The sequence below is a fragment of the Campylobacter sp. US50a genome, assembly GCF_004379015.1.
GTDB classification, from domain to species: Bacteria; Campylobacterota; Campylobacteria; order Campylobacterales; family Campylobacteraceae; genus Campylobacter_D; species Campylobacter_D jejuni.
In genome coordinates this window covers 106,133-127,168 of the sequence record NZ_RYYJ01000001.1, presented here as the reverse complement: position 1 = coordinate 127,168, position 21,036 = coordinate 106,133, and the positions used below count along the sequence as shown (strand labels likewise).

19 protein-coding genes are annotated in these 21,036 nt (G+C 32.7%); 11 read left to right on the top strand and 8 right to left on the bottom strand.

The window, feature by feature from the left end; translation table 11 throughout:
* Window positions 1-2 precede the first annotated feature (2 nt).
* The 8 genes from tyrS (at window position 3) to ELQ11_RS00605 (ending at window position 10,326) form a co-directional block, all read left to right on the top strand.
* Complete coding sequence (gene tyrS / locus ELQ11_RS00640; protein ID WP_002871032.1) at window positions 3-1,208, top strand: tyrosine--tRNA ligase; 1,206 nt, start codon at window positions 3-5, stop codon at window positions 1,206-1,208.
* Window positions 1,205-2,296, top strand: a complete 1,092-nt coding sequence (locus ELQ11_RS00635; RefSeq protein ID WP_002861964.1) for a nitronate monooxygenase family protein — start codon at window positions 1,205-1,207, stop codon at window positions 2,294-2,296. Before tyrS ends, ELQ11_RS00635 begins: the two co-directional genes overlap by 4 nt.
* Window positions 2,296-4,275 carry an N-acetylmuramoyl-L-alanine amidase gene (locus tag ELQ11_RS00630; protein ID WP_002871031.1) on the top strand — a complete coding sequence of 660 codons (1,980 nt, stop codon included), beginning with the start codon at window positions 2,296-2,298 and terminating at the stop codon, window positions 4,273-4,275. The genes ELQ11_RS00635 and ELQ11_RS00630 overlap by 1 nt, the downstream gene beginning before the upstream one ends.
* Entirely contained in the window at window positions 4,272-6,113 is a 1,842-nt protein-coding gene (gene mnmC / locus ELQ11_RS00625; RefSeq protein ID WP_070293785.1) for a bifunctional tRNA (5-methylaminomethyl-2-thiouridine)(34)-methyltransferase MnmD/FAD-dependent 5-carboxymethylaminomethyl-2-thiouridine(34) oxidoreductase MnmC, read from the top strand. The genes ELQ11_RS00630 and mnmC overlap by 4 nt, the downstream gene beginning before the upstream one ends.
* A 119-nt stretch (window positions 6,114-6,232) precedes the next feature.
* Window positions 6,233-7,372, top strand: coding sequence for a hydrogenase small subunit (locus ELQ11_RS00620; protein ID WP_126229230.1), 1,140 nt, complete (start codon window positions 6,233-6,235; stop codon window positions 7,370-7,372).
* 2 nt (window positions 7,373-7,374) lie between these two features.
* On the top strand, window positions 7,375-9,090 hold the full coding sequence (locus tag ELQ11_RS00615) for a nickel-dependent hydrogenase large subunit (RefSeq protein ID WP_126219082.1): 1,716 nt from the start codon (window positions 7,375-7,377) through the stop codon (window positions 9,088-9,090).
* Window positions 9,091-9,100: 10 nt separating this feature from the next.
* Complete coding sequence (cybH, locus tag ELQ11_RS00610) at window positions 9,101-9,793, top strand: Ni/Fe-hydrogenase, b-type cytochrome subunit (protein WP_002871027.1); 693 nt, start codon at window positions 9,101-9,103, stop codon at window positions 9,791-9,793.
* On the top strand, window positions 9,790-10,326 hold the full coding sequence (locus ELQ11_RS00605; RefSeq protein ID WP_126231880.1) for a HyaD/HybD family hydrogenase maturation endopeptidase: 537 nt from the start codon (window positions 9,790-9,792) through the stop codon (window positions 10,324-10,326). Before cybH ends, ELQ11_RS00605 begins: the two co-directional genes overlap by 4 nt.
* Here the strand turns inward: ELQ11_RS00605 and recR are convergent.
* The 3 genes from recR to ELQ11_RS00590 are packed head-to-tail and all read right to left on the bottom strand — an operon-like array spanning window position 10,323 to window position 12,798.
* Window positions 10,323-10,895, bottom strand: coding sequence for a recombination mediator RecR (gene recR, locus ELQ11_RS00600; protein ID WP_126222428.1), 573 nt, complete (start codon window positions 10,893-10,895; stop codon window positions 10,323-10,325). The two genes, ELQ11_RS00605 and recR, sit on opposite strands and share 4 nt — an antisense overlap.
* Window positions 10,895-12,130: an ArsS family sensor histidine kinase gene (locus tag ELQ11_RS00595; protein ID WP_126234779.1), complete on the bottom strand. Its 1,236-nt coding sequence runs from the start codon at window positions 12,128-12,130 to the stop codon at window positions 10,895-10,897. The genes recR and ELQ11_RS00595 overlap by 1 nt, the downstream gene beginning before the upstream one ends.
* Window positions 12,127-12,798 carry a response regulator transcription factor gene (locus tag ELQ11_RS00590; RefSeq protein ID WP_002861955.1) on the bottom strand — a complete coding sequence of 224 codons (672 nt, stop codon included), beginning with the start codon at window positions 12,796-12,798 and terminating at the stop codon, window positions 12,127-12,129. The genes ELQ11_RS00595 and ELQ11_RS00590 overlap by 4 nt, the downstream gene beginning before the upstream one ends.
* Window positions 12,799-12,952: 154 nt before the next feature.
* On the opposite strand from ELQ11_RS00590, the gene dnaJ reads away from it, so the two are divergent.
* Window positions 12,953-14,077 (top strand): molecular chaperone DnaJ, encoded by a 1,125-nt coding sequence (dnaJ, locus tag ELQ11_RS00585; protein WP_134225078.1) that lies wholly within the window; start codon window positions 12,953-12,955, stop codon window positions 14,075-14,077.
* A 115-nt stretch (window positions 14,078-14,192) separates the two neighbouring features.
* Here the strand turns inward: dnaJ and porA are convergent, their stop codons facing one another.
* Window positions 14,193-15,488 (bottom strand): group 2 major outer membrane porin protein PorA, encoded by a 1,296-nt coding sequence (porA, locus tag ELQ11_RS00580; RefSeq protein ID WP_134225077.1) that lies wholly within the window; start codon window positions 15,486-15,488, stop codon window positions 14,193-14,195.
* A gap of 251 nt (window positions 15,489-15,739) precedes the next feature.
* Window positions 15,740-16,195 carry a low molecular weight protein-tyrosine-phosphatase gene (locus tag ELQ11_RS00575; RefSeq protein ID WP_134225076.1) on the bottom strand — a complete coding sequence of 152 codons (456 nt, stop codon included), beginning with the start codon at window positions 16,193-16,195 and terminating at the stop codon, window positions 15,740-15,742.
* 53 nt (window positions 16,196-16,248) lie between these two features.
* On the opposite strand from ELQ11_RS00575, the gene ELQ11_RS00570 reads away from it, so the two are divergent.
* Together ELQ11_RS00570 and ELQ11_RS00565 are read left to right on the top strand one after the other, a co-directional pair.
* Entirely contained in the window at window positions 16,249-17,433 is a 1,185-nt protein-coding gene (locus ELQ11_RS00570; protein ID WP_134225075.1) for an MFS transporter, read from the top strand.
* 17 nt (window positions 17,434-17,450) lie between these two features.
* Window positions 17,451-18,113 (top strand): DUF4230 domain-containing protein, encoded by a 663-nt coding sequence (locus ELQ11_RS00565; RefSeq protein ID WP_126252564.1) that lies wholly within the window; start codon window positions 17,451-17,453, stop codon window positions 18,111-18,113.
* Here ELQ11_RS00565 and ELQ11_RS00560 read toward each other — a convergent pair.
* Genes ELQ11_RS00560 through ELQ11_RS00550 form a run of 3 tightly spaced genes read right to left on the bottom strand, consistent with a single transcriptional unit; the run spans window position 18,099 to window position 21,016 of the window.
* The gene (locus ELQ11_RS00560; RefSeq protein WP_002871016.1) at window positions 18,099-18,320 is read right to left on the bottom strand and encodes a 4-oxalocrotonate tautomerase family protein; all 222 of its coding nucleotides are present in this window, start codon (window positions 18,318-18,320) and stop codon (window positions 18,099-18,101) included. The two genes, ELQ11_RS00565 and ELQ11_RS00560, sit on opposite strands and share 15 nt — an antisense overlap.
* Before the next feature lie 57 nt (window positions 18,321-18,377).
* Window positions 18,378-18,860 (bottom strand): DNA-deoxyinosine glycosylase, encoded by a 483-nt coding sequence (locus tag ELQ11_RS00555; protein WP_002871015.1) that lies wholly within the window; start codon window positions 18,858-18,860, stop codon window positions 18,378-18,380.
* Window positions 18,857-21,016: a polyribonucleotide nucleotidyltransferase gene (locus tag ELQ11_RS00550; RefSeq protein WP_126232663.1), complete on the bottom strand. Its 2,160-nt coding sequence runs from the start codon at window positions 21,014-21,016 to the stop codon at window positions 18,857-18,859. Before ELQ11_RS00550 ends, ELQ11_RS00555 begins: the two co-directional genes overlap by 4 nt.
* Window positions 21,017-21,036: the final 20 nt, after the last annotated feature.

Here is a 21,036-nt window from a genome sequence, read left to right as displayed (position 1 = left end):
TTATGGATATAAAAAAAATATTAGCAGAAGTTAAGCGTGGTTGTGCAGAGCTTATTGATGAAGAAAGAATAGAAAAATTAATTAAAAATTATTATGAAAAGGGTGAAAATTTCTTTATAAAGGCGGGGTTTGATCCTACAGCGCCTGATTTACATTTAGGTCATAGCGTGGTTTTAACAAAAATGGCTTTTTTGCAAAAACATGGAGCTATTGTGCAGTTTTTGATTGGAGATTTTACAGGACAAATTGGCGATCCAAGTGGAAAAAGTGCAACGCGTAAAAAGCTGGATAAAGAGCAAGTTTTAATCAATGCTAAAACTTATGAAACACAGGTTTTTAAGGTTTTGGATAAAGAAAAAACACAGATTAAGTTTAATTCTACTTGGCTTAATGAACTTGGAGCCGCGGGTATAGTAGAGCTTACTTCAACTTTTAGTGTAGCTAGAATGCTTGAGCGTGACGATTTTACCAAGAGATTTAAAGAACAAAGCCCTATTTCGATTTGCGAGTTTTTATATCCTTTACTTCAAGGATATGATAGCGTGGCTTTAAAAAGCGATATTGAAATGGGTGGAACGGATCAAAAATTTAATCTTTTAATGGGAAGACAGCTTCAAAGAGTTTATAATATAGGAAAAGAACAAGCTGTGATTATGATGCCTTTGCTCGAAGGTTTAGATGGCGTAAACAAAATGAGTAAGAGTTTAAATAATTACATTGGTGTTACAGAAAAAGCTAATGATATGTATGCTAAAATTTTAAGTATTAGTGATGAATTGATGTTTAGATATTATGAACTTTTAAGTCAAAAAAGCCTAGAAGAAATCGCGCAAATAAAAAAAGATATAGAACAAGGCAATTTACATCCTAAAAAAGCTAAAGAAAATTTAGCTTTAGAGATTACGGAGCGTTTTCACTCCAAAGAAGAGGCTAATAATGCTAAGTCTGAATTTGATAGGATTCATTCTCAAAATGCTTTACCAAGTGATATGGCTGAGTTTGAAATACAAGGAAAAATTTGGCTTGCTAAGGCTTTGGTTGAATGTGGTTTGGAAAGTTCTACTTCTGCAGCAAGAAGAAGCATCATCGCTAATGCAGTAAGTGTAAATTCTCAAAAAGTTAGCGACGAGCAAATGCATTTAGAACAAGGAGAATACACCTTACAAATAGGTAAAAGAAAATTTGCAAAATTAAAGGTAAAAGAATGAATTTACAACCCTTACAAATAGGAAAACATACTATAAAATATCCCATTTTTCAAGGGGGAATGGGACTAGGCATAAGCTGGGATAGATTAGCTTCTGCAGTTTCTTTAAATGGTGGACTTGGGATCATTTCTTCTGTGGGAACAGGATATTATGAAGAAAGAAAGTATGCGAGTAAAGAATTAAACGCTAAGCCTTATGGAAGTGAAAATTTTTACTCACGCAAGGGTTTGCAAGCTTTAATTAATAATGCAAGAAAAGTTTGTGGCGATGCACCTTTGGGGTGTAATATCTTATGTGCAAGTAATGATTATGCAAGAATAGCACGCGATGCTTGTGAGGTTGGTTTTAATGTGATTGTTTCAGGCGCTGGACTTCCTACAAATTTACCTGAATTTACTGTAGATTTTCCTGATGTGGCTTTAGTGCCTATTATTTCATCTGCAAAGGCTTTAAAAATTATTTGCAAAAGATGGCAAAGCCGTTACAACCGCCTACCTGATGCAGTGGTTTTAGAAGGGCCAAAAAGTGGAGGTCATCAAGGTTTTACTTATGAGCAGTGCTTAGATCCAAATTATCAGCTAGAAAAATTAATCGCTCCTGTGGTAGAAGAGGCTAAAAATTGGGGATCTTTTCCTGTGATTGCTGCAGGTGGAATTTGGGATAAAAAAGATATAGAAAACGCTATTTCTTTAGGAGCTAGTGGTGTTCAAATGGGAACGCGTTTCATAGGAACTTTTGAATGTGATGCAAGCGAAGAGTTTAAAAGTGTTTTGTTAGCTTCTAAAGAAGAAGATATAGAGCTTATTAAATCTCCTGTGGGCTATCCTGCTCGTGGAGTTAGAACCAATCTTTTAAATTTGGTAGATAAAAGAATGGGTCCAAAGATCAATTGTATAAGCAATTGTGTAGCACCTTGTGGACGCGGAAAAGAGGCGACTAAAGTAGGGTATTGTATAGCAGATAGGCTTTTTGATGCGTGGTCAGGTAAAAAAGAAACGGGGCTTTTCTTTACAGGTGCAAATGGATATCGTTTAGATAAACTTATCAGCGTTAAAGAACTTATGGAAAAATTGGTTAATGGTGAATAATGGCTAAAATTTTTGTATTTTTAGTATTTGTTTTCACAACTCTTTTTGGAGCTTATGAAAATGAACTTGCAAATTTCGATAAAAATTTTATCAGTTCTAAAAGCGAAGTGCAAGTAAAATTTCATCATCAGCTAAAAAGCCTTTATATACAAAGTGTTATCAATGAAGATGAAAAAACTAAAATTGAAATCTTAAAAAGATTGATCATCAGTTCAAATACTTTAAATTTAGACGACAAGTCATATGCTAATGAGTTAAAAGAAAGTGGTATAAGTGAAGCAAGTATCAATGCTTTAAGAAAGGCTGTTATTAAAGATATTAAGGTTCAAAATATTTCTCAAGATACTGAAAAGTCAACTTTTAAACCTGTAAAAACAGTTCAAAAAAGTGAAAAAAAATCACCTAATGAACAAATAAAAAATATAGAAAAAATAGATTCTAAAACTTCACAAGAGCCAAAGAGTAGTATCGTTTCTAAAACAAAAAGTGATGATAAAATTTACGTTTTAAGGTCAAGTAAAACAAGCCAAGGTGTAGAGCTTGAATTAAATGCAAATTTAGATAAGAATCAATTAAAAAGTTTTGCTTTAGATGAAAAAGGAAACTATCGTTTTATTAGTGATTTTGATGGGGTTTTAGAAGGAGGTAAAAAAGAGTTTAAATTTGATGACTATCGTTTAGTGATTTCACAATTTAATCCCAAAACCATACGCATAGTGGTTTATGCTAAAGAAAAAATTCCTATTGATATATCTTTTAAAGAAGAAAAAATAATTTTTTCAAAAGAAATTACTAGCCAAAAAAAGACTGAGCAAGTTAGTAAAATTTCAGAGAAAAAGCAAGATCAAAAAACAGAAATTAAAACCAAAGTTTTAGAAATAAAAAAACAAGATAAAAAAACCAATAACGAAAAAGAAGATCAAGGACCTTTATATGTTTTAGATGTGGATAAAATTTCTAACGCTGTGGTGTTAAATTTGAGCGATGATTTGGATGAAAAAGAAATAGCAATATTTGAAACCAAAGATCAAAAATTCCGATATGTTGTAAGTTTTAAAGGTGTGTTAGAAGGTAATAGAAAAAGCTTTACCTTTGGACAAAATACAATTGTCGTTACGCAATATAATCCAAAAATTGTTCGTGTGGTTTTGAGTGCTCCTAAAGAATTTAAACTTTTAAAAAAGTTGGATAATAAAAATCTCACTTTAGGTTTTCATGCGCAAACTTCAAGTCAAAGTGTAGATAAAAAAGCAACTCAAAGCTTTAATAAAACCTTAAGTACGAGATACAAATCAGGAAAACTTATAGTTATCGATGCGGGGCATGGTGGAAAAGATAGCGGTGCTCTAAGTGATAAAAAAGGAAGTTTAAAAGAAAAAGATATAGTTTTAAGTGCGGCTTTAAAACTTGGAAATGAACTTAAAAAACGCGGTTATAAAGTGCTTTACACTAGAAGTTCGGATAAATTTATCAATCTTCGCGATAGAACTAAATATGCTAATGATAAAAGAGCGGATTTGTTTATCTCTATACATGCTAATGCAGCACCCAATGCTGCCAAGGCCAAAAGTAGCGAAGGCGTGGAAACTTTCTTTTTAAGTCCTGCAAGAAGCGAAAGAAGTAAAAAAGCAGCAGAAAAAGAAAATCAAGGAGATTTTGAAGAGATTAATTATTTCTCAAAACAAAGTATTTTAAATTTCTTAAATCGTGAAAAAATCGTTGCTTCAAATAAACTAGCCATTGATGTACAAAAAAATATACTCACTCAAACACGCAAAAAGTATAAAATTGTAGATGGCGGTGTAAGAGAAGCACCTTTTTGGGTTTTAGTGGGTGCGCAAATGCCTGCAATTTTGATTGAAATTGGCTATATCACACATCCAAATGAAGGTAAAAGAATCGCCAATAAAGCTTTTCAAGATTTATTGGTTAAGGGTATTGCTGATGGAGTTGAGAGTTATTTTTATAACAACCGATGAAAAAAGCTAAGTTAATTTTTAAGGATAATACTCCTTTTTCTTTGGATTTTGATGATTTTTATTTTAATTCCAAAGATGGCTTAAATGAAAGCAAATTTGTTTACACTCATTCTTTTGAATGGAAAAATCAAGAAAATTTTATTATCGCAGAGAGTGGTTTTGGTATAGGTTTAAATTTTTTTCTTACTTTGAAACGCTTTTTAGAAACCACTCCTTCTAAGCGTCCCAAAAAACTTTTTTATATCAGTATAGAAGCTTTTTATATCGAAAAAGAACAATTAAGAGAAATTTATCAAAAACTAGGATTTTATGAAGAGTTTAAAGAGTTTTTAGAGCAATTTTTAAAATTTTATCCTAAAGCTAAAGAAGGAATTTATCGTTTTTATTTTGAAGATTGTTTTTTAGATCTTGTTTTTGAAGATATTGCTATTTTAAAAGAATTAGATTTTAAAGCTGATGTTTGGTATTTAGATGGATTTTCTCCAAATAAAAACTCGCAAATGTTTGATGAAAATTTAATTTTTGAAGTGGCAAGACTTTCTAAAAAAAATACACAAATTTGCACCTTTTCTTCGGCAAGTTTTTTACAAAAAAATTTAAAAAAATATGGCTTTAGAGTAGAAAAAACCAAAGGTTTTAGAAAAAGAGAAATGATTAAAGCTTATTTGGAAAATGAGCTTGAGTTTAAAGATAAAGAAGCGTATTTTTCAAGAACATTTTCATCTTTAAAAAATAAAAAAGTAGCTATTATTGGTGCAGGTATATCAAGTGCTGTTCTGGCTTATGAGTTTAGTTTAAGGGGTTTTGAAATAGATGTTTTTGAAAAACATTTAGAATTAGGCAAGGGTGCAAGCGGAAATGAAAGTGGAATTTTAAGCTCTTTAATCTTAAAGCCTAAGGTAAATTTAGGGGAGTTTTCAGAGCTTTCTCTTATAGAGGCAAGTCGTTTTTATAGACAAATTTTAGATTTAGAATTTAAGGGTGTAGTCGAGTTTGCACATAATGATTTGATGCAAGAAAGATTTGACACACAAAGAGAAAATATTTTGTTTAAAATTTCAAAAAATCAAGCTTTTTTAGAAGATGGTGGAGTGATTTTTCCAAAAAATTTGGTTAAAAATCTTTTTGAAAAAAGTAAAGCTTGTATATATTTTAATCATGAATTTCAAGCTTATAAATTTGAAAATGAGTGTTTTGTTTTAAAATTTAAAAATAATATTGTTAAAAGTGATTATGCGGTTTTGATTTATGCTATGGGTGCAGATACAAAAGATTTTGTTTTTTATGATGAGATGAAATTAAGTAAAGTAAGAGGTCAAGTTACACACCTAAAACCTTTTTTAGACTCTCCATTTCCTTTATCTTCTAAGGCTTATATTTGTCCTATAAAAGATGATTTGCAAGTGATTGGAGCAAGTTATGATAGGCTTGATACAAGTTTAGAATCAAAAGAAGAAGATGATAAACAAAATATAGAAAATATAGCCGAATTTATAGATAAAAATATAAAATTAGAAATCATAGGTTCTAAGGTAGGTTTTAGATCTTATTCGAGTGATCGCTTTATGATAGTTGGAAATGCTTATGATGAAGTGTTTTATAAAGAAGAATATAAAGCTTTATTATGGACAAAAAACAAGGAGCAAAAACCAGCTAAAATGTCTTGTAATTTGTATTTTAATTTTGCTCATGGATCAAGGGGTTTTAGCACAAGTGTTTTAGCGGCAAGGTATTTGTGTGCATTGATAAATAATGAACCCTTGTGTTTAGAAAAAAAATACATCCACGCTATTCACCCTGCAAGATTTTTGATTCGCAAACTCAAAAAAGGCTTATGATTAAACTTTAATTAAGATTGATACTAATATTTGCTTATGAGAGTAAGTTTTTAATTTTATTTTAACTTCCTTTATTTTATTATTATAGAGAATAAATTTCATATTATAAAGGAAATATAATGATTGATTATCATCAAATAGAGTCGCGTTTATCGGCTCTTGAAAAGCTTCCTTCTTTAAAAGACAATGATAGCATTGCAAAAGCATTAGAAAAGTCAGGTTTTTCTAGAAGGGATTTTATGAAATGGGCAGGTGCTATGACGGCATTTTTGGCTTTACCAGCGAGTTTTACTCCTATGATAGCAAAAGCTGCTGAGCTTGCTGATAGACTTCCTGTTGTGTGGCTTCATATGGCTGAGTGTACAGGCTGTAGTGAGAGTTTGTTAAGAAGTGATACTCCAACGATTGATAGTTTGATTTTTGATTATATTTCTTTAGAATATCACGAAACAGTGATGGCTGCAGCAGGTTGGCAAGCTGAAGAAAATTTAGAAAGTGCCATTCAAAAACATAAAAATAAATACATTTTAATGGTTGAAGGTGGCATCCCTATGGGTGATACAGAGCATTTTTTAACCATAGGTGCACATGGAAAAACAGGCTATGAGCTTTCAAAAATGGCAAGTGAAAATGCTTTGGCTATTTTTGCTATAGGAACCTGTTCTAGCTTTGGAGGAATCCAAGCAGCAAGACCAAATCCTAGTAATGCGCAGCCTTTAAGTAAAGTAACAAGCAAAACTGTGATCAATGTTCCAGGCTGTCCTCCAAGTGAAAAAAATATAGTGGGTAATGTGCTTCATTATTTATTATTTGGTGAGTTACCAGCACTTGATGTATATAATAGGCCAAAATGGGCTTATGGCTTAAGAATTCATGATCTTTGTGAAAGACGCGGACATTTTGATGCGGGTGAATTTGTGCATGCCTTTGGAGATGAAGGAGCAAAACAAGGTTTTTGTCTTTATAAAGTAGGCTGTAAAGGGCCTTATACTTTCAATAACTGTTCAAGAGAGAGATTTAACCAGCACACTTCTTGGCCTATCCAAGCAGGGCATGGTTGTATAGGTTGTTCCGAGCCTGATTTTTGGGATACTATGGGACCTTTTGAGGAGCCTATGGCTAGTCGTAAATTTGATACTGTTTTTGGTTTGGGCGCGGATAGTGTTTCAGATAAAATCGGCATAGGCGTGCTTACGCTCACAGGTGTTGCTATAGCAGCGCACGCAGTTATATCTTCCATGCAAAAAGATAAGGAATAAAAATGAGTCAAAAAATAATCGTAGATCCTATTACAAGAATTGAAGGGCATTTAAGAGTTGAAGTTGTTGTTGATGATAACAATGTGGTAAAAGAAGCTTATGCGGGCTCTACTTTGTGGCGTGGTATTGAAACCATAGTAAAAGGGCGTGATCCAAGAGATGCGGGTTTTATGACACAAAGAATTTGTGGAGTTTGTACTTTTTCACATTATAAAGCAGGTATAGTTGCTGTTGAAAATGCTTTAGGTATTACTCCACCTTTAAATGCGCTTTTAACAAGAACTTTAATGAATGCAGCTTTATTTTTACACGATCATATCGTGCATTTTTATCAACTTCATGGGCTTGATTGGGCTGATGTGGTAAGTGCTTTAAGTGCTGATGTTAAAAAAGCAAGCGATGAAGCTTTTAAATACACTCCAAATCCTTATGCAACAGGTGCGGATAAACTTCTTGAAGTGCAACAAAGACTTAAAACTTTTGTAGATAAAGGAAATTTAGGACCTTTTGCTAATGCGTACTATGGTCACCCAACTTATCGTTTAAGTCCTGAGCAAAATTTAATCGCTCTTTCTCACTATTTAGAATGCTTAAGAATCCAAAGAATCATTGCTCAATGTATGGCGATTTTTGGAGCTAAAAATCCACATCCACAAAGCTTAACTGTTGGTGGTGTAACTTGCGTTATGGATTTACTTGATCCTGCAAGAATGGGTGAATATATGGTTAAATTCCAAGAAGTACAAGACTTTGTTAATCGTGCGTATTATCCTGATCTTGTGATGGCAGGAAAAGCTTATGCACATGAAGCAAGCGTTTTAAATGATATAGGGGTAAATAATCTTTACACCTTTAAAGAATTCCAACTCGGAAGAGATGAATGGCTTTTTGAAAGTGGTATTATCAAAAATGGAGATTTAAGCAAGGTTTATGAAGTAGAAGAAGATAAGATTACTGAAGAGGCAACTCATTCTTGGTATGCAGACAATGAACCTTTACATCCTTATGATGGCAAAACAAATCCAAATTATACAGGACTTGTAGATGGGGAAAGCGTAGATCATCATGGAAATAATGTTCATTCTAAAGTGTTTGATACTAAGGGTAAATATAGTTGGATTAAAGCTCCACGCTATGAAGGAAACCCTATGCAAGTAGGACCTTTAGCAAATATCGTTGTAAATTATGCCAAAGGTAATCAAAATGTTGTTCCTGTGGTAGATGAGTTCTTAAAAGAAACAGGACTTCCTTTAAATGCTGTATTTAGCACACTTGGAAGAACAGCTGCTCGTTGTATTGAAGCAAAAATCGTTGCAAACAATACTTTAAAAGCGTTTAATAATTTAGTTGAAAATTTAAAAGTAGATCAGAGTACTTGCGCGCCTTATGTGATCGATAATTCTAAAGAATACAAAGGACGCTATATGGGGCATGTGCCACGCGGAACATTAAGCCATTGGTGTAGAATTAAAAATGGCGTCATTGAAAACTGGCAAGCTGTGGTGCCTTCTACTTGGAATGCAAGTCCAAAAGACGCAAATGGCGTAGGTGGAAGTTATGAGCAATGTTTGATAGGACTTAAAATCGCTGATGTAAAACAACCGCTTGAAATCATTAGAAAAATTCACTCTTATGATCCTTGTATTGCTTGTGCGGTGCATGTAATGGATACTAAGGGCAATAATCTAAGCGAATATAAAGTGAATGTTAATTTATAAGGAGGCTTTCATGCAAAATAAAAAAGAAAAATTGCAAAGAAAAGCTGAATATGAATTTAGCATAGGTTTGCGTTTAACGCACTGGGTAAGAGCTATTGCTATAGTGATTCTTATTGGCACAGGGTATTATCTTTCTTATGTGTTTCAAAGTCCTATTAGTAACGGCGAACCTGTAAATTTTATGCAAGCAAAATACCGTTTAGTACATCAAGCGGTGGGTTTTATTTTAATCGCTTGTATTATTTTTAAAGTATATTTGTTTTTTTGTGACAAGGTAAGTGCAAAAGAACGCAGAAGTGTATGGGATATTTTTAATATCAAATTATGGATAGAACAAGTAAAATTTTACATTTTCTTAGGAAAACATCCGCATTTAAAAGGGGTTTATAATCCTTTGCAATTTGTAACTTATTTTTTCTTTTATCTTGTGATGTTAGGTATCATTCTTACAGGGCTTATTCTTTATACTCATACTTATCATGAGGGCTTAGGTGGGCTTTTATATCATATTTTAAGACCACTTGAAGCTGCAATGGGCGGTTTGGCTGATGTAAGAACTTATCATAGAATTTTGATGTGGGTGATTATGATTTTTGTACCAGTACATATTTACATGGCGATTTTTAACGCAGTAAAAGGTAAAGATGGTGCTATAGATGCTATTATTAGCGGATATAAATATGTAAAAGAAGAAAAGCATTGAAATTCTTAGTCCTTGGAATAGGTAATATCATGTTTGCAGATGAAGGCTTAGGCGTTCATCTTTGCAAACAACTTGAAAAAAACTACAAATTCACTCATCCTGAATTTACTTTAGATTTTGTTGATGGTGGAACTTTGGCTTTGCAACTTAGCTATATCATCGCTAGGTACGATAGACTTATCGTTTTAGACTGCATAGAAGCACAAGATGCGAGTATAGGAGATGTATTTTTCTTTCCTTATGATGCTATGCCTAATAAAATTAGCTGGAGTGGAAGTGCTCATGAAATAGAAATGCTTCAAACCTTGCAATACATGGAGCTTGCAGGAGATTTGCCTAAAACACACATCTTAGCTTGTGTGCCAAAGCGTATTGAAGCGATGAGTTTTAAGCTCTCAGATGAGCTTATACAAGGGGCTAAAATCATGGAAAAAACTTTACTTGATTTTTTAAGCAAGGAAGGTTTTGTTTGTGAAAAGATTGCGGATTTTTCTTTGCAAGAATTAGCCAATATTTCTTATAAAAATTACTAAATTTTTGTTCTAAAATTCATAGCTTTATTTAAAGAGATTAAATCCACATTTTCTAAATTTACACCACTTGGAATTCCTTGAGCGATTTTACTAAAAGTTAGGTTTAAATCTTTAAATTTATCTTCTATAAAAAAGATAGTTGCATCAGAATTAATGTTATGTGTCAACGCAAAAATGAGCTCAGAGGTATTGAGTTTAAGTATGATTTGCTTTAGTTTTTCAAGTTTTTCTTCATTTAAGTTATCTAAAACAAAATATAACCCATTGTAACTTTGACTCTCTTCGAGCGTTAGTATATCTTTTGGACTTTCAACTATACATAAAATGTTTTTATTTCTTTCTTCATTGCTGCAAATTTCGCAAAGCTCATTTTCGCTTAAAGCACCGCATTGCTCACAAGGTTTTATAAAGCGGATAGCATTTTCTATATTGTGTGCGAGTTTCATACCATCGATTTGATTATTTATGCAAAGGTGATAAGCAAGCCTTATGGCGGTTTTTTTTCCTATGGTAGGTAAATTTGCAAAACTTTCAACAAGTTCGTTGAATTTTTCTAGGCCTTTTGCCATTATTTTTCTTTATCTCCAAAGAAAATTTTAAAGCAATGCTTTCCATCATCATAAAAATAAATCAAATCAAAATTATGCAGTTTGCATACCTCTGAAACTATATAAAGTCCTAGCCCCATACCTTTGACCTGATTATGTTTTTCTCTTGCGAAAGCTTCAAGATAATGTTCTATAGGCTCTGCTAAAGGCTTACCTGGATTTTTAATGGTAAAACATTCTTTACAACAAAAAAGCTCACAAGTGCCATCGTTTGAGTATTTTAAGGCATTATCGATAAGATTTTTTAAAATTACAGAGAAAATTTCCATATCAACATTGATTAAAGCATCATATCTAATATCAACTTTTACAACTTTATTAAAATCATCTCTCATAAGGTGTTCTTTAGCTTCCTCAAGTATAGTGCTAAAACGACTAGGTTTAAAGTGTAAGTTGTAGTTTTTTGAAAATAAATTTTCGATTTTGGCAAATTCATTGATCAAAGAATCCATACGTAAAAATATAGCGATAAGTCTTTCTTTTTGTCTGTCTTCTTTGATCATTTCAGAAATAATTCTCCCTTTTCCTATAGGGGTTTTTAACTCATGCATAATTGTTCTTAGGAAAAGTTGTCTTGATTGGATTAATTCTTGATTTTTTTTAAAAGCTTTTTGAAATTCAAAGGCGATTTTGCCTACTTCATCTTCTTGATAATCTAAAAAATCAGGTTGCTCCCCATTTGCAACTTTAGCAACTTGCCTTCTTAATTTTTTTAAAGGTTCTAAAGATTTTAATACCGAAAAATACATAAAAACAACCAACAAAGAAAAAGAAAAAAATCCTATTAATAAAAGATTATAAACTCTATCGCTAGTATTTTCTTCATATAAGCCATCAAAATCTTTACATTGAACATCAAAATAAAGATTGCTATGATATTTTAAAGAAGAAAGGGTGCAAAATTCTCCATTTGCCTTAAAAAGTGATTGTCCGTTATTTCTTATGCTTTTTACAAGATAGGGATTTTGTATAGTATTAAAACCGCTATTTTCAAGATAGGATCCTATTTTAGCACCTGAAGTGTTTTCATAGGAGATGAGTAAATTTTTTATAAGATTTTCTTGTTTTAAACTTTCTTCTTCGTTGTAAGCACTTCCTTCTATTTTCAAAAGAACGATAAAAAGCACACAAACCAAGAAAAAAGTAACAACAAATAAAATAATTAGCTTGGTATAAATAGAATAATTTTTTGTCATCCTATTAGTTTATATCCTATACCTCTAACAGAAAAAATATGTTTTGGGGATTTTGAACTATCTCCTATTTTTACTCTTAAGCGACCAATGATAACATCAAGACTTTTAGAATCTTTATCTTTTAGATTTTTACAGCGACTTACAAGCTGTTCTCTTGAAACGCTATATCCGTGCTGCTGGATAAGGTATTCTAAAATTTCAAACTCAGCAGGAGTAAGTGTTAAAACCTTATCTTCATAGGTGATCTCATGCCTTCTCTCATCGATTTTGAAAGCGGAATTAATATTTTCATTATTTGCGTGTTCAACTCTTTTTGTGCGACGAATAAGACTCATAATCCTTGCATACATTTCTTTTGGATCGTAAGGCTTTGGTAGGTAATCATCAGCACCAATTTGAAGCCCTACAACCTTATCGCTTAAGTCGCCTCTAGCTGATGAGATGATAATGGGAATATTGCTTTTTTGTCTGATTTCTCTACAAACTTCAAGACCATCAATTCCTGGTAAAGTTAAATCCAAGATTAGACAATCATAGCCTTGAACGCCTACATTTAAGGCGCTTTTAGGATTTTCAAAATTTGTGATTTTAATATTAAACTGCGCTAAATACTCAGATAATAATTGCGCAAAATCAGGATCATCTTCTATCATCAACACATTAATCATTTTGGTATCCTTTAAATTTTATCTAAGATTTATAATATTTGCATAATTTTATTTAAAATTTGATAAATTATTGATTTTATTTTTGCTAAAATTAGATTTTTGAATTTTTAAGATTAAAATTCTAGCAAAATTTTAAATTTTTTAAAGGAATAATGTGGAAATAAGTTATTATGAAATTCTTGAAATCACGCAAAGTGCTGATAAAGAAACCATAAAAAAAGCCTATAGAAAAATGGCTTTAAAATACCATCCCGATAGAAACCAAGGCGATAAAGAAGCAGAAGAGAAATTTAAGCTTGTTAATGAAGCCTATGAGGTTTTAAGTAATGATGAAAAGCGAGCTATTTATGATAGATATGGAAAAGATGCTTTAAAAGGCGGTGGATTTGGTTCTAATAGCTCAGGTTTTGGTGGTTTTGAGGATTTAGGAGATATATTTTCTAGTTTTTTTGGAGAAGGCTTTGGCTCATCATCGCGTCGTAGAAAAAGTTCAAATGATGAGAAAATCCCTTCCGATTTTATCGTTAATTTAAAATTAAGTTTTAAAGAAGCGGTTTTTGGTTGTAAGAAAAATATAAACTTTACTTATAAATGCTCTTGTAAAACTTGCGATGGAACAGGGGCTAAAGATGGAAAACTTCAAACTTGTCCAAAGTGTCAAGGTAGAGGACAGGTTGGAATTTCTCAAGGTTTTATCACTTTTGCACAAACTTGCCCTGATTGTCAAGGAAGTGGAGAAAAAGCTAGTGAAAAATGTAGCGATTGTAAAGGTTTAGGTTATAATGAAAGCAAAGATAGTGTCGAGCTTAATATCCCAGAAGGCGTAGATACAGGTATGAAGCTTCGTGTCAATGCTAAAGGCAATATCTTAAAAAATGGCACTAGAGGGGATATGTATGTTAAGATCATCGCTACTGAAGATGATACTTTTATTAGAGATGATGATGATATATATATAGAATTTCCAGTGTTTTTTACTCAAGCTATTTTAGGAGAGAGTATAAAAGTACCTACCATACGCGGTGAAGCAACCTTAAATTTACCAAAGGGTGCTAAAGATGGGCAAAGATTTGTTCTTGAAAAAGAAGGAGTAAAAGATGTTCATAGTTCTCGCATAGGAAATCAAATCGTTCAAATTTCTATCAAATTTCCAACTTCTTTAAACGATGAACAAAAAGAACTTTTAGAAAAACTAAGTGAAAGTTTTGGTATCAAAGATGGTATGCATCAAGAGCAAAAAGGGCTTTTTGAAAAAATCGCTAATTGGTTTAAGTCTTAATTTTCCTAAAGCTTTTAGCTTGGGAAAATCTTTTATATAAATTTAAGTTTTAAAAATAATGTATAAAAAAAAGCGGAGTAAAACCCCGCTTTTGAAAGTTAAACTTGAAAGCTTCTTAGAATTTGTAAAGAGCTTGAAGTCTTACAGCATCGTGATGAGTGCTTTCAGGATCTGTATCAACATTTACATAAGAGTAGAATGCTGAGAAGTTAAGTTTTGGAGAGTATTTGTAATCTACTCTTGCAACTGCTTCAAGTTTTTTACCACCGTTGCCAATTTCACCTGTTTTTGTTCCACCGTATACGAAGTCAGCACCAACGCGAACAGCTTCGTTGAAAGTATATCCAGCAGTTACATAACCGAAGATATTTCTACCAATATCGCCATTTAAATTAGATCCATTGGTGTAGAAAATTTCTTCACCTGCAAGTAAAGAACCAAGATTACCTTGATCTTCGATTGTAGTTACAGTAGCTTTATCTTTTTTACCGTAGTATAAACCACCAAGGCTAGCATCCCAACCATTTACCTCAACAGTGCCTCTTAAAGCAAAGAAATTTCCATTTGCTGCATCTAATCTATCTTTAAGTTTGTTATCTACTGAGTTTCCTAGGTAAGCACCTTCGATAGTCCAGTTAATTCCATCAAAGATAGTTGTGTTATAGGCTGCATCTAAAGCATATAAGAATGCATTATCACTCATATAAGCTAACCATAATTGCGGGTTGAATTGTCCGCCAGCGATATCATAAGAGCCGATAGCTGCAGCACCATAAATATTTTTGCTCCAATCTAAAGCACCGCTTACATCACCATCACCTTTAGGATTTCCACGATTAAATTGAACACCTGTAATTTTTTGAGTGCCATCTTGAGTAATTGTTACAGTAGTATCTGAAGCTTCATTGAAACTGTCCATTGCAAAAGCAGCTAGAGTTAAACCATCGACGCTGTTGTTTACTACTTTAATACCTGTTCCTACTAAACCATCGATACCATTGTCAGTCCAGATAGTGTTTAGTTGTTGTTTACCAGCGATTACGCTTGTTGCAACATCTTCATTTGTATAAGTTAAATATAATTGGCGAACACTTAAGGTATCACTTGTGTTGCTGATGCTATTTTCACCATAACCACCATCTTTCGAATTATAGTCAAATTGAACAAAAGCTTTGAAGTTATCAGCTATAGCGGCATTAAAGTTAACTTGTGCTCTGTATTTATGATCTTGTTTACCAGAAATACCAGAACCATAATTATCATTGCTCCATGGATTGCTACTTTCATATCTGTATCTTAATACTCCAGATACATCGATATCTTTGATCGCTTCTTCAAGTGGAGTAGCGTTAGCTGCTGAAAAAGCACCTGCAGCAAGAGCTGCAACTAAACTAAGTTTAACTAGTTTCATGAGAATTCTCCTTGTCAAAAATTAATAAAACATCGTAATTGTAGCACATAAATTTGGAGTTTTTTCTTAAGAAGCACTTAAAATAGTAAAAATTTTAAATCTGAAGGATAAAAACATCTAAAGAAAAGCCTAGCTAAAGGGATTTAAGCTAGGCGTGTAATTTTAAGGAGTTTTTCTTATGAATGTTTTTCGGTTCGTTTAGAAGTATAAGTCTAAAAAGTAAACGAGAAGTAATATATAGTTGTTTTAAATTATTTTGATAAAAAAACAAGTAAATTTTTACAAGCTAGGGATAAAATTTTATAAGTTTCATCAAAATTTCCATTATACCAAGGATCAGGGACTTCATCGTAGTTTAGACTAGGACTAAAATCAGTGATTTTTAAAACTTTGTTTTGGGTGTTGGTGAAGTTTTTTAAAACATTTTTGAAGTTGGAATTGTCCATGGTGATTAAAAAATCACTTTCATCGCAAAGCTTTTGAGTGAGTTTTTTGCTTGTGAAGTTTTTGTGTTCTATATTAAGTTGGGCAAGCTTGTTTTTGGTGCCATAGTGCATATCTTCTCCATCGTGTTCTCCTGAAGTTCCAGCACTGCTTATAAAAAATTCTTTTTCTAAATTTGCTTTTTTGACAAGATCTTTCATGATAAATTCTGCCATAGGTGAACGGCATATATTGCCTAAGCATATAAAGAGTATTTTTTTCATTTTTATCCTTGAGTTTTAATTAAAAATTATAAAAAATATCATACAATAAATCCATGGAAAATTTCAATAGAACTTTGCTTGTGTGTTGGTTTGGTGTTTTTACCACAAGTATGGGGCTTAGTCAAATCGCTCCGATTTTGCCTTTTTATATCAAAGAACTAGGACATGTTAATACGAGTGAAATAGCGTTTTACTCAGGACTTGCTTTTGGGATCACTCCGCTTTTTATGGCTGTTTTTTCGCCTTTATGGGCTTTTTTGGGTGCAAAGTATGGTTATAAAAATATGCTTCTTCGTGCAAGTTTTGGAATGTCCGTTTTAACCTTATGGCTTAGCTTTGCTCATAGTGCTTTAGAAGTGGTTTTTGTGCGGGGTTTAACAGGGATAATTTCAGGTTTTACTTCTGCTGCTGTTGTGTTTATCGCTGTGATAGCACCTAAAGAAAAAGTGGCTTATGCTTTAGGAACTCTTTCTACGGCTTCTATAAGTGGAAGTTTGCTTGGGCCTTTGTTTGGTGGCTTTATGGCTGAATTTTTTAGCATTAGTGCGGTTTTTGATGTGGTGGCTTTTTTAATCGCTTGTTCTTTTGTGACGATTTATTTTTTCATCCATGAAAGAAAAATTCAAAAAGAGGCGAAGAAAAATACTCAAAAAGTAAAAGAAAACAAAACCCTTATCATCGTTCTTTTTATCACTACTTTTGTGATACAATTTGGTACTTTTGGAGTGATGCCGATTTTGAGTATTTATGTTGAGCAAATTCATCAAGGTGGAAATTTGGCTCTTTGGGCAGGTATAGTAGTGGCTGCAAGTGGGATTAGTAATCTTTTTTTTGCACCAAAACTTGGAAAAATCGCTGATAAGATAGGGCCTAGTAAGATTATTTTTGGAGCTTTGATATTTTGTGGAATTTGCTTTTATTTGCAGGCTGTAGCAAGTAATGTTTATATGCTTATTTTCGTACGTTTGCTTATAGGCATAGGGCTTGGAGGGCTTTTGCCTTGTGTGAATGCCTTGCTTAAAAAAAGCGTGAGTGCTAAAAATTTAAGTGTGATTTTTGGTTTTAATCAAACTTGTCAATTTTTGGGAAATTTTTGCGGTGCTTTTGGCGGAGGGCTTATGGCTTCGCATTTTAGCGTGGAATTTGTTTTTACTTTTGTGTGTTTGATTTTTATCATTAATGCTTTTATTTTCTTAGCGTTTGAGAAAAAATATATCTTTTCAAATCAAGGTTTATAAATTTAGAAAGGTTTAAAATGGAAATGATTTTATTTGTTTTAGTGATGATTTTGCTTGTGCTTTTATTTATAGTGCTTTTTAGGCAGTACAAAAGCCCTAAAATAGAAGAAAAAAGCACGCAAAGTTTTAGCGATATTATGCAGCTTAAATCCATAGGAGAATTAAGTGTTTTTCAAGTTTTTAGTAAAGAGATTGTCACTAAAAAAGATAGCGCTTTTAATGGAATTTGGAAAAATCTTTTAGGATGGTCTTTGAGTGAAAGACAGATTGCTTTAATTTTTGAATTTGAGATCACTTTCTTGTATGATTTAAGGGATAAAAACTTTGATATTTTGCCTTTAGGGGACGAAGCTTATAAGATCATCATGCCAGAGTGTAGATACAAACACAGCATCATAGATATGAAATTTTATGATGAAAAAAATGCTAAATTTTTACCTTTTTTACTGCCTGATTCTATTAATAGCACGGGGATTAGTTTTAGCGAAAGTGATAAAAACAAACTCATAAAAGAAGCCAAAGATGAGGTTAAAGACTTGTCTTTAAATCTTATCCAAAATTTAGAAAGCAAAATTCATAAAAGTGCTAAGGATACTTTAGAAGCTATTGCTAAAGGTTTTGGAGCTAAGAGAGTGGAATTTGAATTTAAGGATAACACGCAAAAGCTAGATATTAACTAGCTTTTTTTCTTTTCTTGCTTGGGTAATGCTTTTTCCACCTAGTCCGTAATTATCCGTATCGATTTCATCGATGATAACAACAGTTGAGGCTTTGTTTTTGTTTAAAACTTTAGCAAGCAAATCCGTTACTCCCGCGATAAGCTCTTGTTTTTGTTCTGTTGTAGGTTCTCCATTTTCTTTGGTGATGCGTATATTTACAAAAGGCATTTTTAACTCCTTAAATTTTTATAATTATTCTAAAATCTAAAAAATTAAAATATTCTTTTATTTTGTAAATTTTTTGATTATTTCATAGTTTTGTAAAAGCTGTTCAAAAGAAAAATTTAAATTTGCAGGAGAAGTTGAGGGTAGAACTATGGCTTCTAAGTGAGGGTGGAATTTAACAAAAAATCTATAAGCACTTTGTCCGGTGGTAAAAATGGCTTGGATTTTGGCTTGAGAAAGGATCAGGTTTAAATCATTGGCTTTTGCATAGCTTATGGTTTTATCATCTGAATTTTTTATCTTGCAACTTTGAAGTACATCCCAAAGAGCGATATGTTTTTTTCTTAAAAAGGCTTGTTGTTCTGTGATATTTTCTAATTTTACATCAAAAAGTGTTTCTAGTATAGGCCAAAAACGATTTCTTGGGTGTTGATAATAAAAGCCGTCTTGTCTTGATTTAATAGAAGGAAAAGATCCTAAAATTAAGATTTTAGAATCTTTGTCAAAAAAAGGCTCAAAAGGATGAGTTAGAAATTCACTCACTCACACAAATCCACAGAAATTTTTCCGTTTTTAATTTCGCTGATTTTAACTTTTAAGCTTTGGTTTTCGCTTAAATTAAGATGCTTGCTTTTTGAACTATGCAATAAACCATCAACACCATTTTTAAGTTCCACAAAGGCTCCAAAAGGAGCGATTTTTTTAACAATACCTTGAAATTCTTGCCCAAGTTCAAAGTCTGATATATCTTTGTCTTTAGAGCCTTTTTTAGTTCCTTTTTGAGAGCTTGTGATGTTTATGATGTAGTCTTTTGCGGCTTTGATTTGTTCGTTTTGATTACCTGCTATTTTTACTTCACCTTTTTCGCGATCTAAGTCTATAGAAACGCCAAATTTTTCTATGATTTCTTTGATGGTTTTTCCAGCTTGCCCTATGATATCAACGATTTTTGAAGGATCAACGCTAAAAAGCTCAAGTTTAGGTAAAACTTCTTCATTGACTACAATTTCTTTGGCGGCTTCTTCCATGATATTTAGGATGTGAATTCTTCCTTCTTTGGCTTGGTATAAAGCTTGTTTTAGTGTTTCTTGATCGATTCCGCCTAGTTTTATATCCATTTGAAGAGCAGTAACGCCGTCTTTGCTTCCTGCTACTTTAAAGTCCATATCCCCATCATGATCTTCAAGTCCCATGATATCTGTTAAAACAGCAAATTTGCTATCTTCAAAGATAAGCCCCATAGCTACTCCTGCAACAAGTTTTAAGCTTGGCACTCCTGCTGCTTTTAGGGCTAAAGATCCGCCACAAACCGTTGCCATAGAACTTGAGCCATTGCTTTCTAAAATTTCACTGACTAAGCGGATTACATAAGGATAGTTTTCATCTATGCTTGGATAAAGTGCTCTTTTGGCTAAATTTCCATGTCCTAGCTCTCTTCTTCCTGGAGCTTTGATAGGACTTGCTTCGCCTACTGAAAAACCTGGAAAATTATAATTTACCATAAAGCGTTCGCTTATAGGATTTTTTTCTGTAAGCAAGTCTATCATTTGAGCATCGTTTTCTCCGCCTAAGGTTGCAACCACTAGAGCTTGAGTTTGTCCACGAGTGAAAAGACAAGAGCCATGAGCGTTTGGCAAGATATTGGTTTCTATACTGATAGGACGAACCTCGTTTAAACTTCTACCATCAGCTCTTTTGCCTTCATTTAAAATTTGCTCACGAATAAGTTTGCGTTTGACTTTAGCTAAGGTGTTTAATATACTTTCTTCGCTCCAGTCTTTAGCGATTTCAAGATTTAAAATTTCTTTAGCGATTTTATTTAGTTCGCTTGCTCTTTCACTTTTTGCCATTTGGTTGATGGCTTCTTTGATTTGTTTTTGGAAATTATTTTCTATAAAAGCTAAAATTTCAGGATGTTCAATCTCATTTTTTAGTTCGATTTGAGAATTTTTTTTGTGTTTGCTAAAGGCTTCTTCATAAGCATTTGAGCCATTTAATATAGCTTTTTGAGCTAAATTTAGAGCTTCTAAAATTTCATCTTCGCTAAGTTCATTCATATTTTGTGAAGTGGTTTGAGTTAAAACATCAGCATAAGGAGCTTCGATAAAAATTTCATTTTCTTTTTGATCAGGCAAGGCTCTCATTTCTATCATCAAAAGCTCATCTTTTACACCTGCTACATAGAGATCTAGAGTGCTATTTTGAAGCTCTTCATTGTTTGGATTGAGTATGAAATTTCCATCTATCTTTCCTATGCGAACACCACATACTGGAGCTTTCATAGGTATATCACTAAGATAAAGAGCTACGCTTGCGGCATTTAAGCTCATTACTTGCAAATCTACTTTAGGATCGGCTGAGAGAACCATCACAACGATTTGAGTTGGATAAGCATAGCCTTTTGGAAAAAGAGGGCGTAAGCTTCTATCAATGATGCGTGCTGTTAAGGTTTCTGCATCACTTGGCTTGGTTTCTCTTTTGACATAACCACCAGGGATTTTGCCCGAGGCATAAGCTTTTTCGATGTATTGGACGGTTAGAGGTAAAAAATCTTCTTCAACTTGTTTTTCTTCTCTTGCAACTGTAGCTAGAACAACGCTTTTGCCTTGTCTCATTAAAACAGCACCAGCAGCTTGTTTGGCGACTTTATCTATATCAAATATTTCTGTATTTTTGTTAATTTCTATGCTGTATTGCATTATTTTTCCTTTTTTACCAG

Excerpts from the sequence above, each read along its gene's own strand:
- tyrS (WP_002871032.1), top strand. The coding sequence starts at position 3 with ATGGATATAAAAAAAATATTAGCAGAAGTTAAGCGTGGTTGTGCAGAG.
- ELQ11_RS00635 (WP_002861964.1), top strand. The coding sequence starts at position 1,205 with ATGAATTTACAACCCTTACAAATAGGAAAACATACTATAAAATATCCC.
- ELQ11_RS00630 (WP_002871031.1), top strand. The coding sequence starts at position 2,296 with ATGGCTAAAATTTTTGTATTTTTAGTATTTGTTTTCACAACTCTTTTT.
- mnmC (WP_070293785.1), top strand. The coding sequence starts at position 4,272 with ATGAAAAAAGCTAAGTTAATTTTTAAGGATAATACTCCTTTTTCTTTG.
- ELQ11_RS00620 (WP_126229230.1), top strand. The coding sequence starts at position 6,233 with ATGATTGATTATCATCAAATAGAGTCGCGTTTATCGGCTCTTGAAAAG.
- ELQ11_RS00615 (WP_126219082.1), top strand. The coding sequence starts at position 7,375 with ATGAGTCAAAAAATAATCGTAGATCCTATTACAAGAATTGAAGGGCAT.
- cybH (WP_002871027.1), top strand. The coding sequence starts at position 9,101 with ATGCAAAATAAAAAAGAAAAATTGCAAAGAAAAGCTGAATATGAATTT.
- recR (WP_126222428.1), bottom strand. The coding sequence starts at position 10,895 with ATGGCAAAAGGCCTAGAAAAATTCAACGAACTTGTTGAAAGTTTTGCA.
- ELQ11_RS00595 (WP_126234779.1), bottom strand. The coding sequence starts at position 12,130 with ATGACAAAAAATTATTCTATTTATACCAAGCTAATTATTTTATTTGTT.
- ELQ11_RS00590 (WP_002861955.1), bottom strand. The coding sequence starts at position 12,798 with ATGATTAATGTGTTGATGATAGAAGATGATCCTGATTTTGCGCAATTA.
- porA (WP_134225077.1), bottom strand. The coding sequence starts at position 15,488 with ATGAAACTAGTTAAACTTAGTTTAGTTGCAGCTCTTGCTGCAGGTGCT.
- ELQ11_RS00575 (WP_134225076.1), bottom strand. The coding sequence starts at position 16,195 with ATGAAAAAAATACTCTTTATATGCTTAGGCAATATATGCCGTTCACCT.
- ELQ11_RS00570 (WP_134225075.1), top strand. The coding sequence starts at position 16,249 with ATGGAAAATTTCAATAGAACTTTGCTTGTGTGTTGGTTTGGTGTTTTT.
- ELQ11_RS00565 (WP_126252564.1), top strand. The coding sequence starts at position 17,451 with ATGGAAATGATTTTATTTGTTTTAGTGATGATTTTGCTTGTGCTTTTA.
- ELQ11_RS00560 (WP_002871016.1), bottom strand. The coding sequence starts at position 18,320 with ATGCCTTTTGTAAATATACGCATCACCAAAGAAAATGGAGAACCTACA.
- ELQ11_RS00550 (WP_126232663.1), bottom strand. The coding sequence starts at position 21,016 with ATGCAATACAGCATAGAAATTAACAAAAATACAGAAATATTTGATATA.